General features: G+C 41.3%; 21 protein-coding genes. 7 read left to right on the top strand and 14 right to left on the bottom strand.

Going from position 1 to position 16,408, the window contains the following annotated elements; genetic code table 11:
- Positions 1 to 2 precede the first annotated feature (2 nt).
- From hemW to SPUTW3181_RS06880, 7 genes are all read right to left on the bottom strand, one after another.
- Positions 3 to 1,166 carry a radical SAM family heme chaperone HemW gene (gene hemW / locus SPUTW3181_RS06850; RefSeq protein WP_011788667.1) on the bottom strand — a complete coding sequence of 388 codons (1,164 nt, stop codon included), beginning with the start codon at positions 1,164 to 1,166 and terminating at the stop codon, positions 3 to 5.
- A complete protein-coding gene (gene rdgB, locus SPUTW3181_RS06855) occupies positions 1,166 to 1,783 on the bottom strand; it encodes an RdgB/HAM1 family non-canonical purine NTP pyrophosphatase (RefSeq protein WP_011788668.1) in 618 nt (205 codons plus the stop codon). Before rdgB ends, hemW begins: the two co-directional genes overlap by 1 nt.
- A gap of 110 nt (positions 1,784 to 1,893) precedes the next feature.
- Entirely contained in the window at positions 1,894 to 2,328 is a 435-nt protein-coding gene (locus SPUTW3181_RS06860; protein ID WP_011788669.1) for a DUF4426 domain-containing protein, read from the bottom strand.
- A 77-nt stretch (positions 2,329 to 2,405) separates the two neighbouring features.
- Positions 2,406 to 2,696: a DUF167 family protein YggU gene (gene yggU, locus SPUTW3181_RS06865; RefSeq protein WP_011788670.1), complete on the bottom strand. Its 291-nt coding sequence runs from the start codon at positions 2,694 to 2,696 to the stop codon at positions 2,406 to 2,408.
- A complete protein-coding gene (locus tag SPUTW3181_RS06870; RefSeq protein ID WP_011788671.1) occupies positions 2,696 to 3,244 on the bottom strand; it encodes a YggT family protein in 549 nt (182 codons plus the stop codon). Before SPUTW3181_RS06870 ends, yggU begins: the two co-directional genes overlap by 1 nt.
- A 46-nt stretch (positions 3,245 to 3,290) precedes the next feature.
- Positions 3,291 to 4,109: a pyrroline-5-carboxylate reductase gene (gene proC / locus SPUTW3181_RS06875; RefSeq protein WP_011788672.1), complete on the bottom strand. Its 819-nt coding sequence runs from the start codon at positions 4,107 to 4,109 to the stop codon at positions 3,291 to 3,293.
- Between the two features lie 180 nt (positions 4,110 to 4,289).
- Positions 4,290 to 4,988 carry a YggS family pyridoxal phosphate-dependent enzyme gene (locus SPUTW3181_RS06880; RefSeq protein WP_011788673.1) on the bottom strand — a complete coding sequence of 233 codons (699 nt, stop codon included), beginning with the start codon at positions 4,986 to 4,988 and terminating at the stop codon, positions 4,290 to 4,292.
- 35 nt (positions 4,989 to 5,023) lie between these two features.
- Here SPUTW3181_RS06880 and SPUTW3181_RS06885 point away from each other — a divergent pair, with 35 nt between their 5' ends.
- The 4 genes from SPUTW3181_RS06885 (at position 5,024) to hemH (ending at position 8,907) form a co-directional block, all read left to right on the top strand.
- Complete coding sequence (locus tag SPUTW3181_RS06885; protein ID WP_011788674.1) at positions 5,024 to 6,061, top strand: type IV pilus twitching motility protein PilT; 1,038 nt, start codon at positions 5,024 to 5,026, stop codon at positions 6,059 to 6,061.
- 9 nt (positions 6,062 to 6,070) lie between these two features.
- A complete protein-coding gene (locus tag SPUTW3181_RS06890) occupies positions 6,071 to 7,183 on the top strand; it encodes a PilT/PilU family type 4a pilus ATPase (RefSeq protein ID WP_011788675.1) in 1,113 nt (370 codons plus the stop codon).
- Positions 7,184 to 7,321: 138 nt separating this feature from the next.
- The gene (locus SPUTW3181_RS06895) at positions 7,322 to 7,861 is read left to right on the top strand and encodes a glutathione peroxidase (protein WP_011788676.1); all 540 of its coding nucleotides are present in this window, start codon (positions 7,322 to 7,324) and stop codon (positions 7,859 to 7,861) included.
- 32 nt (positions 7,862 to 7,893) lie between these two features.
- On the top strand, positions 7,894 to 8,907 hold the full coding sequence (hemH, locus tag SPUTW3181_RS06900) for a ferrochelatase (RefSeq protein WP_011788677.1): 1,014 nt from the start codon (positions 7,894 to 7,896) through the stop codon (positions 8,905 to 8,907).
- Between the two features lie 61 nt (positions 8,908 to 8,968).
- On the opposite strand, the gene ruvX is transcribed toward hemH, so the two are convergent.
- From ruvX to SPUTW3181_RS06920, 4 genes are all read right to left on the bottom strand, one after another.
- Positions 8,969 to 9,394 carry a Holliday junction resolvase RuvX gene (gene ruvX / locus SPUTW3181_RS06905; protein ID WP_011788678.1) on the bottom strand — a complete coding sequence of 142 codons (426 nt, stop codon included), beginning with the start codon at positions 9,392 to 9,394 and terminating at the stop codon, positions 8,969 to 8,971.
- A 31-nt stretch (positions 9,395 to 9,425) separates the two neighbouring features.
- Positions 9,426 to 9,989, bottom strand: a complete 564-nt coding sequence (locus SPUTW3181_RS06910; RefSeq protein ID WP_011788679.1) for a YqgE/AlgH family protein — start codon at positions 9,987 to 9,989, stop codon at positions 9,426 to 9,428.
- 112 nt (positions 9,990 to 10,101) lie between these two features.
- A complete protein-coding gene (yciH, locus tag SPUTW3181_RS06915) occupies positions 10,102 to 10,431 on the bottom strand; it encodes a stress response translation initiation inhibitor YciH (RefSeq protein WP_011788680.1) in 330 nt (109 codons plus the stop codon).
- A gap of 165 nt (positions 10,432 to 10,596) precedes the next feature.
- Positions 10,597 to 10,911, bottom strand: a complete 315-nt coding sequence (locus tag SPUTW3181_RS06920; RefSeq protein ID WP_011788681.1) for a hypothetical protein — start codon at positions 10,909 to 10,911, stop codon at positions 10,597 to 10,599.
- Between the two features lie 178 nt (positions 10,912 to 11,089).
- Here SPUTW3181_RS06920 and SPUTW3181_RS06925 point away from each other — a divergent pair, with 178 nt between their 5' ends.
- Both SPUTW3181_RS06925 and SPUTW3181_RS06935 read left to right on the top strand, forming a co-directional pair.
- Complete coding sequence (locus SPUTW3181_RS06925; protein WP_011788682.1) at positions 11,090 to 11,650, top strand: DUF4136 domain-containing protein; 561 nt, start codon at positions 11,090 to 11,092, stop codon at positions 11,648 to 11,650.
- A 342-nt stretch (positions 11,651 to 11,992) separates the two neighbouring features.
- The gene (locus SPUTW3181_RS06935; protein ID WP_041408112.1) at positions 11,993 to 12,634 is read left to right on the top strand and encodes a trimeric intracellular cation channel family protein; all 642 of its coding nucleotides are present in this window, start codon (positions 11,993 to 11,995) and stop codon (positions 12,632 to 12,634) included.
- A gap of 47 nt (positions 12,635 to 12,681) precedes the next feature.
- On the opposite strand, the gene tpx is transcribed toward SPUTW3181_RS06935, so the two are convergent.
- The 3 genes from tpx to SPUTW3181_RS06950 form a co-directional block, all read right to left on the bottom strand.
- Positions 12,682 to 13,275 (bottom strand): thiol peroxidase, encoded by a 594-nt coding sequence (tpx, locus tag SPUTW3181_RS06940; RefSeq protein WP_011788684.1) that lies wholly within the window; start codon positions 13,273 to 13,275, stop codon positions 12,682 to 12,684.
- 108 nt (positions 13,276 to 13,383) lie between these two features.
- Positions 13,384 to 14,211, bottom strand: a complete 828-nt coding sequence (locus SPUTW3181_RS06945) for a mechanosensitive ion channel family protein (RefSeq protein WP_011788685.1) — start codon at positions 14,209 to 14,211, stop codon at positions 13,384 to 13,386.
- Positions 14,212 to 14,245: 34 nt separating this feature from the next.
- Positions 14,246 to 14,839 carry an OmpA family protein gene (locus tag SPUTW3181_RS06950; RefSeq protein WP_041408114.1) on the bottom strand — a complete coding sequence of 198 codons (594 nt, stop codon included), beginning with the start codon at positions 14,837 to 14,839 and terminating at the stop codon, positions 14,246 to 14,248.
- Between the two features lie 321 nt (positions 14,840 to 15,160).
- On the opposite strand from SPUTW3181_RS06950, the gene ltaE reads away from it, so the two are divergent.
- Complete coding sequence (gene ltaE / locus SPUTW3181_RS06955; RefSeq protein ID WP_011788687.1) at positions 15,161 to 16,174, top strand: low-specificity L-threonine aldolase; 1,014 nt, start codon at positions 15,161 to 15,163, stop codon at positions 16,172 to 16,174.
- Positions 16,175 to 16,408 lie beyond the last annotated feature (234 nt).

The following is a 16,408-nucleotide window of genomic DNA, read 5'->3' on the forward strand; positions in this document are numbered from 1 at the left end:
TGCTAGCAGAATTGTGTCAGCAAATCGTTTACAAACATATGACCTTTATGGGTTAATTGCCAATATTCCGCCGATTCGGTGAGTAAACCACGCTGTTTGGCTTTTTCCATTCCTTCGCTCAATGTTTCTCGATGTAAACCTGTCCGCTGTTCAAATTCTTGCTTAGGAATAGGCGTCATTAAACGCAGACGATTCATTAAATATTCGAGCGCTCTATCCTCCTCGGCAACTTCAGTCAGTTCGACAGTGTATTGGTTTGAACTCAAATAGCCTTTAGGGTGTTTAATTTTTACCGTGCGGATAATGCGATTTTGTTCTGGTAATGTCACTTTGCCATGGGCGCCACAGCCTATGCCTAAATAATCACCAAATTGCCAGTAGTTGAGATTGTGTCGGCATTGATAACCTGGTTTGGCATAGGCCGATATTTCATATTGCTCATACCCTAAGGCTGCCAGCCTTTGTTGCCCTTGTTCATAGATATGCCAGAGCGCTTCGTCATCGGGGAGTTGCGGCGGTTTTGAATGAAATAGGGTATTGGGTTCAATTGTTAACTGATACCAAGACAGGTGTGGCGGGTTCAGCGCCGCGGCGGTGTCGATATCGGCCATGGCTTCATCAAAACTTTGGTTGGGTAATCCATGCATTAAATCGAGGTTAAAACTTAAGTATTTTGCTTGGCTAGCTTTTTGGGCCGCGATTTTAGCTTCGTTTTGATCGTGAATACGTCCGAGTAAGTTGAGCTTATCCTTGGCGAAACTCTGCACACCGATAGATAAACGGGTAATGCCAGCAGCGCGGTAGGCACTAAAGTCATCGTGCTCTAAGGTGCCAGGGTTGGCTTCCATGGTGATTTCGATATTGTCACTAAAGGGAATTAGTGCATTGGCACCCTCGAGTATCCGCTTGATTTGTTTAGCATCAAATAATGATGGTGTGCCGCCACCGATAAAAATAGTATGAACTTGTCTGCCTTGGACTAAGTGCAGATCTTGACGTAAATCTTCAAGCAGGGCATCGACATAGGCCTCTTGTGGCAACTCGCCATTTTGCCCGTGGGAGTTAAAGTCACAATAGGGGCATTTTTGTACGCACCATGGGATATGGATATACAAACTTAATGGCGGTAATACAAGCGTTGGGGATCGCATAGTGCTCGGTGACATTATTGCGTATTTCCGTTAGTCAAAATGCCCTGTGCTTTCATTGCTGCTAGAAGTTGAGTGAGGGCTTTACCGCGGTGACTTAAGGCATTTTTCTCATCATTGCTCATTTCAGCGGCGCTGCAAGTATGTTGTTCAGGGATAAAAATGGGATCATAACCATGGCCATTCTCACCTTTTTGTTCGAAGCCTATTTGGCCTTCCCAGGATGCTTGGCAAATGATTGGAGTGGGATCTTTGGCATGGCGCATATACACCAGTACGCATTGGAATCTTGCCCTGCGAGGTGCTGGCTGGTCTTTTAACGTCTCAAGTAGTTTCAATACGTTGTCTTGATCTTTGGCATTTTCGCCCGCGTAACGTGCTGAATAAATGCCAGGAGCGCCTTGAAGTAAATCGACTTCTAATCCTGAATCGTCTGCAATGGCGGCAAGCCCCGTAATTTGTGCTGCATGTCTTGCTTTAATAATGGCATTTTCTACAAAAGTGGTACCAGTTTCAGCCACTTCCGTAACATTAAATTGATTCTGCGGTAGTACTTCTACGCCATAAACGGCAAGCATTTGTTCAAATTCGGCAAGTTTACCTTTGTTGCCACTGGCAAGAACGATCTGTTGCATGGGATACCTATATCGAGGGGCTATTGTTGCGAAGGCAATGATACCCAAGCCGATAATGAAAGGACAGTGAAAGGATAGGGCGATGCTTTATCGCCCTAGATTGATTTGAATTAATCGACGTAAAACTTTTGCTTAAACTGCAAGTTAGTATTGAGCTCGTTACCGTATTTTATGGCGATATTAAAGTGTATTTCTTGATTATCGCGATAAGGCACTTGGGCGATATAGTAAATAGCATTGCCTTCGCGGATTTCTTTAAATTTTAAATCAATTCTGGTATCGAGTAGATTTTTGGCAACGCCGGTAATTTCAACAGGAACTGCGGGCGAACCTGTTTCACTGACGTCCAATACCGCAATATTGACAATTCCTGTGTAACTGCTGCGTTCAATACCATAGGCCTTAGCTATACTAGGCGTGATAAAAGTGCTACCTAATGCCATGTAATGAATATCGAAATTACCAACAGTTTCTTTTTGCTCGGCGTTAGCGATACCGCAAAGACTTGCTGTTAAGGCTAGCATTGCGAGGAGTTGACGAAACATAACTGCATTCCTTCATGTTAGGTGTACTTAAATAGAGATCGTAAGACCTCGTGTTTATTTGGATGAATGTATAGGACTTATTCTAAAAGCTCACTCACTTCAGGTGGGATCAGTTTTGGAGTCACGATTCGGATTTGTTTATGACGCCCAAGCTCACCTTTAATGATATACACATCACTCTTTGGCACTTTAAATGCCTTGGCTAAATATTTACTCAAATGAGCATTGGCTTTGCCATCTATCGGAGGGGCTGTTATCGCAACTTTGAGCTCATCACCATGGAGTCCAACTATCTGATCTCGGCTTGCTTTTGGCTGAATATATAAATTAAGCAGCAAGTCACCTTGCTGCTGGACGACTGCACTCATTAAATGACAGCCCAATAGGGGATATATTGAGCAAGTAACATGTTGATAAAGTTCATGCCAATAATCACCAACATGACAGATAAATCTAAACCACCTATCGGCGGAATAATGCGGCGCACTGGGGCAAGTAAGGGTTCTGTTAACTGATCCATCACCATCACAATCGGGTTATAACCTTGGTTAAACCAGCTTAAGATAGCTCGAATAATAAGCATCCAAAATAGGAGTACACCCGCTTTTTTGACCACAGAGACTAAGGCAAAAATAAGGAATAAGACAACGTCTATGCCTCCGCCGGCAATAAGACTAATCAGCAAAACTTTTACCATGACTACAATGAGGGCGAGCACAAAAGAAGCTGTATCGAAGCGTCCCATTGAGGGAAGTATTCGGCGCATTGGGGCGATAAGTGGATGAGTAGCCTTAACAATAAACTGGCTGAAAGGGTTATAAAAATCGGCTCTAGCCAGTTGTAGCCAGATCCGTAATATCACCACCATTAAATACAGATCAAATAGCGTGCTAATTAAAAAGGTCAATGCATTCATTGAGATTTCTGCCTATGTGAGTTCGATAAAAACGCGTGAATGAATATTAAAATGTTTTTGCCATTTCTTCTGCACGATTAATACAGTTTTCCATGGCTTTTTTTACTAAGCCGCGCATATTTGCAGCTTCAAATGTCGCAATTGCTTGTGCAGTTGTGCCACCCTTAGATGTTACATTTTCCCTTAGTTGTCCAAGACCAAGTTCGGGATTTTGTTTTGCCATCATAGCAGCGCCGAGCGCGGCTTGCTGTACTAACATTCTGGCTTTGTACTCATCCATGCCCATTTGTTTACCTGCATCTATCATTGATTCCATCAGCAGGAAAAAATAAGCCGGTGAGCTACCTGATAGAGCGATCACTTGATCTAATTCAGCCTCTTCATTTACCCAAACGATTTCGCCCCCGCTTGACATTAAACGATCGCAAATGGCTTTTTGATCAGTAGAAATGGCTTGAGGCGCATAAAGCCCTGTCATACCAACACCAATTTGCATCGGTGTATTTGGCATTGCACGGATAAGTGTAATGTCTTGTGCTAAATAGTCGCTATAACGCTGTGCTTTAACTCCTGCAGCGATAGTGATGACTAACTTTTTCGACATGTCGATAGCTTGTAATGCTTCGCATACTTGCTGCATTAGTTGAGGTTTCACTGATAGCACTATCACATCAGCGTTTTGGGCTGAGGATAAGTTGTCTTGAGAAACTAACACGCCAAAATCGGTTTGCAGTGCATCCAGTTTACCTTGACTAGGATTAGTCGCTTGGATGAGTTTAGCGGGATAACCGCTATGAATTAACCCGCTAATGATGCTGCGGGTCATATTGCCTGCCCCGATAAAGCAGATTTTCTGTTGTTCCATGTGATCCCCGTCAGTGAATTAACCGTTTAGCCGTAATTTATCCTGCTTGTTTTAAGCTTTAACGATTTTGGGATTAAAGTGATAGAGCCTAAACTTGACTCTCGTTATGCAATTATTGAGATAGTATTTGGGTATTAGCTTGTAAAAACAAGACCAAAGCTGAGTTTATGAAGCTAAATCTTACTCAGCGTAGTGACGCTCACCAAAAATCGCACTGCCAATGCGTACCATAGTCGAGCCACATGCAATCGCGGTATCAAGGTCATTACTCATCCCCATAGATAGGGTATCAACATCAGCATAATGCTGTTTCAACTCATCGAATAATTGCTTTAGTTTAGTGAACTCTTGGCGTTGCAACGTTGAATTATCTGTAGCTGTTGGAATAGCCATCAGTCCCCTCAGTTTTAAATTAGGCAACTGCGAGATTAATTCTGCTAACGGCATCATTTGGTTAGCATCGATACCTGATTTTGTATCTTCATCACTGATATTGATTTGAATACAAACATTAAGAGGTGCCATGGATGTCGGACGTTGCTCGTTCAGACGAAGGGCAATTTTGTCCCGTGATACCGTATGCATCCAGTCAAAATGTTGAGCAACAATATTGGTTTTATTTGATTGAAGTGGGCCGATAAAATGCCATTCAATGTCCGGATAGTTTTTGCTTAGTTCAGTGATTTTTGCGGCGCCCTCTTGAACATAGTTTTCACCAAAGCAGCGTTGCCCTGCATGGTAAGCTGCGATTATATCTTCAATGGGTTTTGTCTTACTCACTGCAAGAAGACGAATATTGTGAGCTTGGCGAGCACATTTTTGCGCCGCTTGGGCGATCCTACACTGGGCGATTGCGAGTCTGTCTGCTATTGTTGTCATGATGTAATTATCTAGTTGCAAGGATATCCCAAACGATGGAAATCACTGAGTTATTAGCTTTTAGTGTAAAACACAAAGCCTCGGATCTACACCTCTCTGCAGGGATATCTCCCATGATCCGTGTTGACGGTGAAGTGAGAAAAATTAACCTACCAGCGCTCGATCATCGGGGCGTACACAGCTTAGTGTACGATATTATGAATGATAAACAGCGCAAGGACTTTGAAGAGCATTTAGAAATTGATTTTTCGTTTGAAGTGCCCAACTTAGCCCGTTTTCGTGTAAACGCATTTAACCAATCCCGTGGTGCCGCCGCAGTATTTCGTACCATTCCCAGTGATATATTGTCACTTGAACAACTTGGCGCACCGGAGATATTCAAAAAAATTGCCAGTTATCCGCGTGGTTTAGTGTTAGTCACTGGACCGACTGGCTCGGGTAAGAGTACCACACTTGCAGCAATGGTGGATTACATCAATGAAAACCGCCATGATCATATCTTAACCATTGAAGACCCAATTGAATTTGTCCATCCTAATAAACAATGTTTGATTAACCAGAGGGAAGTTCATCGGCATACTCACAGTTTTAACGCTGCCCTGAGGAGTGCTTTGCGTGAGGACCCTGACGTAATTTTAGTGGGGGAGATGCGAGATCTTGAAACCATACGTCTGGCGATGACCGCCGCAGAAACTGGCCATTTAGTCTTCGGTACTTTACACACAACTTCAGCAGCGAAGACGATTGACCGTGTGGTGGATGTATTTCCTGCTGGGGAGAAAGACATGGTACGCACTATGTTATCTGAATCATTACAAGCGGTTATTTCACAGACGCTTATCAAAAAAATTGGCGGCGGCCGTGTCGCTGCACACGAAATTATGATGGGAACACCTGCAATTCGTAACTTGATCCGTGAGGACAAAGTCGCACAAATGTACTCTGCCATTCAAACTGGCATGGCTCATGGAATGCAGACTCTGGAGCAATGCCTGCAAAATTTAGTTAATCGTGGCCTGATCACCCGCGAAGACGCCATGTCGAAAAGCTCAAATAAACAAGCCACATTTTAAGGATTTATAATGGATGTACGTCCGTTTTTAAAAGTCATCGTTGAGCGTAAAGCCTCTGATTTGTTTATTACCGCGGGCTTTCCTCCCAGTGCAAAAATTGATGGCGAATTACGTCCCCTCGCCGAGAGTGCATTTACGCCTGCACAGTCTTTAGATTTTGTTGAGTCACTCATGACTGAAGCGCAGAAACAGGAATTTCACTCAACCCGTGAATGTAACTTTGCTTTTGCGGCAAAGGATCTCGGTCGTTTCCGGGTCAGCGCTTTTTGGCAAAGGGAATCTCCAGGATGTGTTATGCGCCGGATTGAGACCAAAATTCCCGAAGTCGATGACTTAAAATTACCTCCTATTTTAAAAGATCTGGTGATGAGCAAGCGTGGGCTTATCATTATGGTCGGCGGCACAGGTACGGGTAAGTCAACCTCATTAGCAGCATTGGTTGGATACCGTAATGCCCATGCCCGTGGCCATATATTGACGATTGAAGATCCTGTTGAATTTGTTCACGATCATAGAAAAAGCATTATCACCCAACGTGAAGTAGGCATAGATACCGAGTCATTCGATGCGGCATTAAAAAGCTCCCTTCGTCAGGCGCCCGATGTGATCTTAATCGGTGAAATTCGTACCCAAGAGACGATGGAATTTGCATTGTCGTTTGCAGAAACAGGTCATCTTTGTATGGCAACCCTACATGCCAATAATGCGAACCAAGCACTCGATCGGATTATGCACTTAGTGCCAGAGAGTAAACACCAGCAGTTACTATTTGATTTATCCTTAAATTTACGTGGTATTGTGGCGCAGCAATTGATCCCAAAAGTCGATGGAACGGGGCGCCGCGCCGCGATTGAAGTGTTAATTAATACTCCAAGGGTAGCGAGTTTAATTGCCAAAAATGAACTGCATTTACTCAAGGAAACCATGGCAAAATCGAATGAACAGGGGATGCAGACATTCGACCAAGCGTTACTGAAATTATATGTTGATGGTGAAATTAGTTATGCCGATGCCTTACACCATGCTGACTCACCAAACGATTTACGTTTGATGATCAAATTACAAAATAAAGAGCCTACTGGTTCAAGTTTTATGGAGGGCGTAACACTCGATATGGATTAAGGCTGTAGATTTAATCGACGGTTCAGATAAGTCGATTATTAGTCAGTGCTTACTATGAGCCTAACCCTAGCTTTTATTTTTAATTCAATATGATCTTTATCTCGAGCATTTACGTAATGCCAGATAAAGGAGAAAACAATGAATAAATTCACTCTAATATTAGCAGCGACAGCAAGCATCATTAGTGTGGGAGCCATGGCCGCCACTTGCCCAAATTATCTCGATCTGGAAGTACGTAAATTACATTCAGAGGATAAAATTAATCTGTGTGAGTTGACTCAAGGTAAACCCGTATTGATCGTCAATACTGCCAGTAACTGTGGCTATACCTCACAGTTTAAATCCCTAGAAGCTATTAATAAGGAATATAAAGACAAAGGATTAGTTGTGATAGGTTTCCCATCGGATGATTTTTTTCAAGAAGAAAATGATGAGAAAGACACGGCGAAGGTATGTTACATCAATTATGGTGTGACTTTTACTATGTTGGCCACATCGCCGGTCCGAGGAAATGATGCAAACAGTGTATTTAAATACTTGGCCGAAAAAACGGGTGCGCCAAAGTGGAATTTCTATAAGTATGTTGTCAGTGGTGACGGTACAGTTGTACAGCAGTTCAATTCAAAAGTGAAACCCGATAGTGCCGAACTTAAACAGGCTATTGAATCGGTTCTTTAATTTTAATACGTTAAATTATTTAAGAGGCTGTTTTGGCTAAATTTTCAGGATTATCAAAAGACATTGGGCATGCAAAGCGCGGCAGGGTTGGTGTACTGTTACTTAATCTGGGTACACCAGATGCTCCAACAGCATCGGCAGTAAGACGTTATTTAGCTGAGTTTTTATCCGATCCTCGTGTAGTAGAAATTCCTAAATTAATTTGGATGTTAATTTTACATGGGATTATTTTGCGAGTTCGTCCGGCTAAATCGGCGGCTCTATACGAAAAAGTATGGACCCAAGCGGGTTCGCCTTTAATGGATATCAGTTTGCGCCAAACGGCAAAACTTACGGATAAGCTAGCATCTGAGGGAATAGATGTATCTGTGCATTTAGCCATGCGTTATGGAAATCCTTCGGTTGCCAGCACATTGCAAAATATGCACAAGCAAGGGGTTGATAAGATTGTTGTATTGCCTTTGTATCCTCAATATGCGGCGCCGACGACAGGCTCTGCTTTTGATGCGATAGCAAAAGAGTTATCCCAATGGCGTTATATTCCATCACTTCATTTTATTAATACTTATCATGACCATCCCGATTTTATTGAGGCTTTAGCTGAGTCAATTCGAGTTGATTTTGAAAATCAAGGCAAGCCTGAAAAGCTGGTATTGTCATACCATGGTATGCCAGAAAGGAACTTGCATTTAGGTGATCCTTATTATTGTTTTTGTGCAAAAACTACACGCTTAGTAACTGAAAAGCTTGGATTAAGTCAGGATGAGTTTGTGATGACTTTTCAATCTCGCTTTGGTAAAGCTAAATGGCTACAACCTTACACCGATGCCACGATGCAAGCATTACCCAATGCGGGTGTTCGTGATGTTGCTATTGTCTGTCCGGCATTTAGTGCCGATTGCCTCGAAACATTAGAAGAAATTGTTGGTGAAAATGGCCATATTTTTACCGAGGCAGGAGGGAATAAGTTCCGTTATATTCCGGCACTTAACGATGATGATGCACACATTACTATGATGGCAAATCTTGTCAGGCCTTACTTATAACCTGACGTAGCTTAGCCCTATGAAAATAAAAAAGGATAAGGCAACTTATCCTTTTTTAGATCTAGCGACCAAATTGGTTTTCGAAATAGCTTTCTATGATAAGCACTGCAGAAACCGCATCGACTTGACCTTTCGTTAAGGCTTTAAAACCACCTAACTCAAACAATCTCGCTTTGGCATCTGTTGTCGTTAATCTTTCATCTTGAGTCACGATTTTTACCCCAAATTTAGCATTGATCCTATTGGCAAACTTACGGGCTCTGTGGGTCATGTCCTGCTCAGTACCATCCATATTAAGGGGTAAGCCAACAACAACGAGATCTGGCTGCCACTCTTTAATGAGATCCCCTATTTGATCCCAATTGGGGATGCCATCAACAGCCTTGAGCGACAGGAGTGGTGTGGCACTGGCAGTGATTTCTTGTCCAATGGCGACACCGATACTTTTTGTACCAAAATCAAAGCCTAAAACAGTTTTAGTATTCATAGTATGACTAATTATTGGGAATTACTTAGGTTCAAGCGTGGCCTGCTTGTGCTGATACTTGCCAAGCATCGAATCCAAGTGAGCGACTCGCCTGTGGCCAACGGTCTTCATGTTTTACATCGAACAGCAGAGCATTTGTGGCTGGTATGGTAAGCCAGGAATTTTCAGCGAGCTCTTGTTCTAGCTGATGTTTACCCCAACCAGCATAACCAAGTGCTACGAGAAATTTATCTGGAGATCGCTTGCCTCCAATTGCAGTTAATACATCGCGAGAAGTTGTCAGCATTAGCCCTGAACCCAGATCTGTACTATTTGCCCAATAGGGTTGGGAGGTATGGAGCACAAATCCGCGATCCTGCGAAACTGGACCGCCCATTAATACTTGAGCGTTTTGTGCAATATCCGCAAAAACCTGCTCTGCAGGTAAATCCATTTGTTCTAAGAGTGAGCTAACTTCAATACCTAACGGTTTGTTGATTACTATTCCCATCGCTCCCTTGTCATCGTGCTCACATAAATAAATGACTGAACGCTCAAAAAAGGTATCGTCTAGTGAAGGCATAGCGATTAAAAAATGGTTTTGTAAACTCTCCATTAAAAACTCCGTTCAGGCCAATAGGCATTAATCTACAAGTCGAACTAAAAGCAGAATTATTGAAATTATTCATTTAAAATGATTAGCTTACTGGTTATTTTAGCCAGTATTGTTAACCACCAGCTAATTTCACCTTGTAGTTTTGTTTTTCGAGTAACAGTTTCAGTTGTTCTCGATTGTCAGTTTGTATCTCGATAGTGAAATCCTTAACTGTACCACCACAACCACATTGTTTTTTAAGGGTTTGAGCAAGGGTTTTTAGTGCCGTTTCATCTAACCCTAATCCTGAGATAATTGATACGCCTTTGCCTTTACGCCCCTTACTATCTCGGTGGATCCGAACTATACCATCTGATTCTGGTATTGCTTTGGCAGTTGATTCTGGGCTAATACGGCCTTTATCGGTACTGTACACTAAGGATACGTTAGGATCTGCTTTCATAAGTAATTTTCATTGGATGTCAGTGACGTTATGCGGCGGTAGTTTATCAAATTCGTTGGCGTTCGGGGAGGTAAAAAAAGACCACTTAAAGATTGACTGTAAGTGGTCTGGAGAAAATGCCAACTCTTTGCAGGGAGGTAAGCATATTTTTGAAAGTTAGAACCTTTAGAAGCGCTGAGCCACCATCACTATCAATGCTATTGCTGTAAGTAGAGCACAGGGCATGATATAGCGGTGCAACTTAGGCAGTGCAATCAAACATGCAGTTGATACAAATCCGAAAGCCGCCACAGTGGCGTAATTCGCGCCATTTGTGATGGCGTTAATGACTAACCAACTGAGTACCATTATCGGTAATATCAATAAACTAAAAGGCAAGTGACGTTTGATTTTTGTACTATTAACTTCAAGAGGCGTTTTTTGCGGAGCGATAAAAAATATCGCAGATGCAACAATAAATGCGCTAATAAACCAATACATATCATTCTTCCTTTGTCTCAATTGATAATCATTATCATCTAGATGCTTGCTGAAGTCAAGCTGAATGAGCTATAGCTTTTCCACCAATTGAGTTGTAGAACAATCAATAGCTCTGTAAGCTAAATCTATAATCTCTGATGCTTGTCTTTGTTCAGTTTGAACATTTGAGGAAAATAAGATGAAAAACATAATTGTTGGTTTAGCCGTACTGGCATTGAGTGCTTGTAGCTCACTCAAGTCTGGTTGGGACTATGATCCTAGTGTCAGTTTTACTCAATATAAAACCTATGCTTGGGTTGCTCAAAAAAATGATGAGTCTGGATATCATTTGGATGGCTTGATGGATCAACGGGTCAGAGATGCTGTTAATGCACAATTAGCTGCTAAGGGAATGAGCTTAGTTGATGCAAAAGAAGCGGATGTGCTAGTAAATTATCTCACTAAAGTCGATAAGAAGATTAATGTTGATACCTTTAATACTAACTTTGGCTATCATCCCTACTATGGCCCAGGTTGGGGATGGGGCGGGAATATGCAAACTCAAACGACAGTTAGAGAGTATGAAGTTGGTACATTAATAATTGATTTAATCGATAATAAAACCAGCAAGCTTATTTGGCGAGGTTCTGTTGCCGATACCATTCGTGATAAAAATACTCCATCAGAAAGAGTCCAAACTATCAATAAAGCCGTTGGTAGTGTAATGGCTAATTATCCCCCTAAACCTGATATTAAATAGTGATCAGAAGATACAAATTAAGCGACCTGTAGGTCGCTTTTTTTGACTGTTTTTATATTGTTAGTCGATAAAAATGCTTTTTATGCAGTTATTTACAATATTGACAAGTTCCCTTTATTTAAACTTATTGAAAAGGTGAGCCATCTTCAATGGTAAGTTTTGAGTTAATACTGTTAGTTTACTGTTATTGTTGTTTTTATTATATGATTGTTGTATTCGGTTGCCATCCTCACGTTTTATTATCTATTATTTTTTCTAATGATAACTTCAAAATTAAATCATTACATAACTTGAGTTTTATCAGGCAGAATCTGCTTCTTTTTACTGTAAATGACCGTTGAAATGCAAGAAACACAATTTATTGGATTACTATGGCTTGTTGGTATTCTTGCTGAAGCGATGACGGGGGCCTTGGCAGCTGGGCGAAAGCAGATGGATTTGTTTGGGGTTGTGATCATTGGCTGTGCAACGGCAATTGGTGGCGGTACCCTAAGAGATATGATGTTAGGAAACTATCCCCTGATCTGGGTTGAGAATGTACATTATCTTCTCGCCATAGCATTTGCGTCTTTATTGACGGTCGCCATCGCGCCTGTGATGCGCTATTTGTCTAAACTTTTTCTTGCTATAGATGCTTTAGGGCTTGCCGTATTTTCAATTGTTGGGGCACAGAAAACGTTAATGTTGGGATTTAGTCCCACAATTGCGGTTGTGATGGGGTTGGTTACAGGTGTATTTGGTGGCGTAATTCGCGATATTTTGTGCAATCAAGTACCTTTGATTTTTAAGAAGGAACTTTATGCCGTTATTTCACTTTTAACAGCTGGATTATATATTACCCTCAAAGCCTACCAGTTGACGGAATGGATTAACCTTGTGATTTGCCTTAGTATCGGCTTTAGTTTGCGGATGTTGGCGCTACGATACCATTGGTCAATGCCTACATTTGATTATCAAGCAAACAGTGATCAACAGTCCCACTAAATTTAAGAAGCAGGGAAGGCAAACTCCCTGCTTTTTTACTTTGGTGCTTACTGTTGGTTTTGGAGCGTTTTTAACGCTTCGAGTGCGGCATCATAGTTAGGATGATCAGTGACGTTTGGCACTAATTCTTGATATTGGAGCTTACCTTCAGCATCAATAATAAAGATGGCTCTAGCCAATAAACCATAATTCTCAATTAACAGACCGTACTTCTCACCAAAATCACGCCAGACTGAATCAGAAAGTACTTTAATTTTGTCAACATTTTCAACTTTGCAGAAGCGCTTCTGTGCGAATGGAAGATCAGTGCTTATGGTCAAAATAACGACATCATCTGAAAAGTGGCTGACTTCGCTGTTAAAGCGTTTTGTCTGTAGGGCGCATACGCCAGTATCTAGGCTAGGTACAGCGCTTATTAGCACCATTTTACCTTTAAAGTCACTTAAGGTAACTGGGGTAAATTGCTCATCGACCACTTTAAATCCCGGTGCAATTTCAGCGAGTTGAGGTAGTTTACCTTTGAGGCTCACATGCTTCTCACCCATAAGTACCTGTGGTTTCTCATTAGCGAGAGCATTTGAACTCAGTAGTGCTAAACTATAAAAACAGCAGGTGGCAAAAAATGAAATAGACCCTTGCATTTTATCTCCTCGTATTCATCTTTCTGTATCAACTCACCATTAAGTTACACTAAAATAATTGTATGAGTTGTAAAAAGGTCGGTATTAACCGACCTTTTTTAATATGAATTATTTATTTTCAGGTAATTGCTTTACATGAATATCCATTTGCGGAAATGGAATTTCAATATTAGCGGCATCCAGAGCATTTTTTATTTGCTCAAGGATCTCAAAACGTGCAGCCCAAAAATTAGGCGTTTTAACCCAAGGACGAACTACAAAATTAATAGAGGAATTTCCCAGTTCAGATAATCCAACGGTATAAGACGGATCCTTTAGTACGTATTGGTTGTTATCTAAGATATCTGTTAATACTTTTTTAGTTAATGCAATATCTGCTTTATAAGATACACCGATAACAAGATCGATACGGCGATTTTCTAAGGCTGAGTAGTTCGTGATAGTGCCATTCATAATTGAGGAGTTTGGTGCCACAATAACTTTATTATCAGGAGTGCGTAGTTTTGTTGAAAAAATAGTGATTTCATCCACAGTACCAGCAATACCAGCGGCTTCAATATAATCACCTACACGGCATGGACGGAATAATACCATTAAGACGCCAGATGCAAAATTAGATAATGAACCTTGTAGCGCTAAACCTACAGCTAGACCTGCTGCACCGATAACGGCAACAAGCGATGCTGTTTGTACGCCAATTTGCCCTAATGTTGCAATAATAGTAAAGACAAACACAATCGCCCAGGTTAAGTTTGCAACAAAAGATACAACAGTTGGATCAACTTTACGGCTGTTTAGTAATTTACGAATAACCTTTTGCGCTACGCCTGAAAAATATTTACCGACAAAAAAGATAATAATAGCGAACAGAGTTTTTAGACCATAGGCCATCAATAATTCTGGTGCTTGATTTAATAAACCCTCTAGATTTTCCATTGAATAACTCCCTAAATAAAATACGCTAACAAAACTATTTATTATTGACGATAAATTGTACTCGTCGATTTAATCTGCGTCCTTCGCTAGAACGATTATCTGCGACAGGTTCAGATATACCTTTACCTACAATGGTAAATCGATTTGGGTTAAAACCATAGTCTTCAACCAAAATTCGTCTCACATTTTCAGCACGCTGTAGCGATAGCTGATAATTAAACTCAGGTGTACCGACAATGTCAGTGTGCCCAACTAAGAGCAATGCGACATCATTATTGGCTTCTAAGAATGCTTTGACTAAAGCTAAAGATTTCCATTGCGATAAGTCTACCTCGGCAATCGCAAATTCAAAGTAAACGATTGCTGTCTCGATATTATGACAATCAGTACTTGAATAGGTACTAGGATCATTGATGTCACATTGAATATTGTGAGTGGTGACTTCTACTTCATGGGGGCAGCCATTTGCTAATACTTTTGTATTTATGGGGGTATCTGGACATGCGTCTTTAATGTCTGGCACACCATCTTGATCGGTATCCTGCCAAGCATAAACCTGTGATGTTAGACTTAGTCCTAATATCAAAAGTAAAGGCTTAATCCAATGCAATAGGGATATATTCACCATAAATCACCTTATATATTGTGGGTAGAGCAGTCAAAAATACCAATAAATTTACTCAGCTGTAGCATGACAACCTTCGCACTGCATTCTATCTATTTACGGGTAATTCGCCAAGCTCAACGCTGATTTTTCATTTGCTAGCTCATCTCTCAACCGCTGAAATAATCAGAGTATATTCATTTTTACTTTAATGTTTCTCAAAGTATAAATATATCGACTTAGCAATGGTTATGTTGCTCTTGGCTTAGGCAAACTATACAAATTTTATCTTTGGCGTTAGAGTCACTAACTCATTGTGATTACGCAAATAAAATTGAGGGCAAGATGATAGATTTACGCAGTGATACTGTTACCCAGCCGACTGAAGCCATGCGGTTAGCTATGTCCAGAGCTGAAGTCGGAGACGATGTATATGGTGATGATCCTACCGTAAACAGCTTACAGGATATGGCTGCTGAGATGTTTGGTTTTGAGAGTGCGCTGTTTACGGTTTCTGGCACTCAAGCAAATTTACTTGCTTTAATGGCTCATTGTGAGCGTGGGGATGAGTATTTGTGCGGCCAACAGGCGCATAATTATAAATTTGAGGGCGGCGGTGCTGCAGTTTTAGGCAGTATTCAGCCGCAGCCATTGATAAATCAATTGGACGGCACTATTGCGCTTGCAGACATAGAGGCTGCGATTAAACCTGATGATATCCACTTTGCTCGCACCCGTTTATTGAGTTTAGAAAACACCATCGCGGGTAAAATATTACCGCAGACCTATCTGGCAAATGCACAGGCTTTAGCTTTTCATCGTGGTTTGAAAATTCACCTTGATGGGGCGAGAGTAGCCAATGCTGCGGTAGCACAAAATATCCCTATTAGTGATATCACTGCGCATTTTGATTCTGTTTCCATCTGCCTTTCAAAGGGGCTTTGCGCGCCCGTGGGTTCATTACTCTTAGGTGATGAGCGTTTGATTAAAAAGGCAATACGTTGGCGTAAAATGCTTGGCGGTGGTATGCGTCAAGCGGGGATATTAGCTGCTGCAGGTAAACTGGCATTGACAGAACAAGTAGAGAGACTTGCTGAAGATCATGAAAGTGCAACTTATTTTGCCCAGAAATTAACCGAGTTTGCCGAATTTGAGGTTGATTTAACCACGGTACAAACCAATATGGTGTTTGCGACTTTGGCGCCGCATATTGACGCTATGTTATTAGCCAAACGGTGCCAAGAGGCTGGGATTTTAATTAGCCCTGGACGGACAATTCGTTTCGTTACACATAAGGATGTTACTCGTCAGGATATTGATAAAGTGCTAAATATCTTTAAGTTACATTTTCAAGCGTAATTGAACCTTCGCTATTTACTGTCCGAAAGGTTCGTCTGGCAAGTTCTTGTGCTTACCTTCGCCATGCGAACCACTCGTTATTTGAGTTGAATAACGATAGTTCATTCTTCGTTTAATTGTTATGACATCAGGATATATCACTGGGGCAGATATAGGTTTAAACCTGATAATAGTTCAAATAAAGGGTTGGTATTGAACAAACTTGAACGGTGATAAAGATGATCGCTGCACTGT

The sequence above is a fragment of the Shewanella sp. W3-18-1 genome, assembly GCF_000015185.1.
Lineage (GTDB): Bacteria > Pseudomonadota > Gammaproteobacteria > Enterobacterales > Shewanellaceae > Shewanella > Shewanella putrefaciens.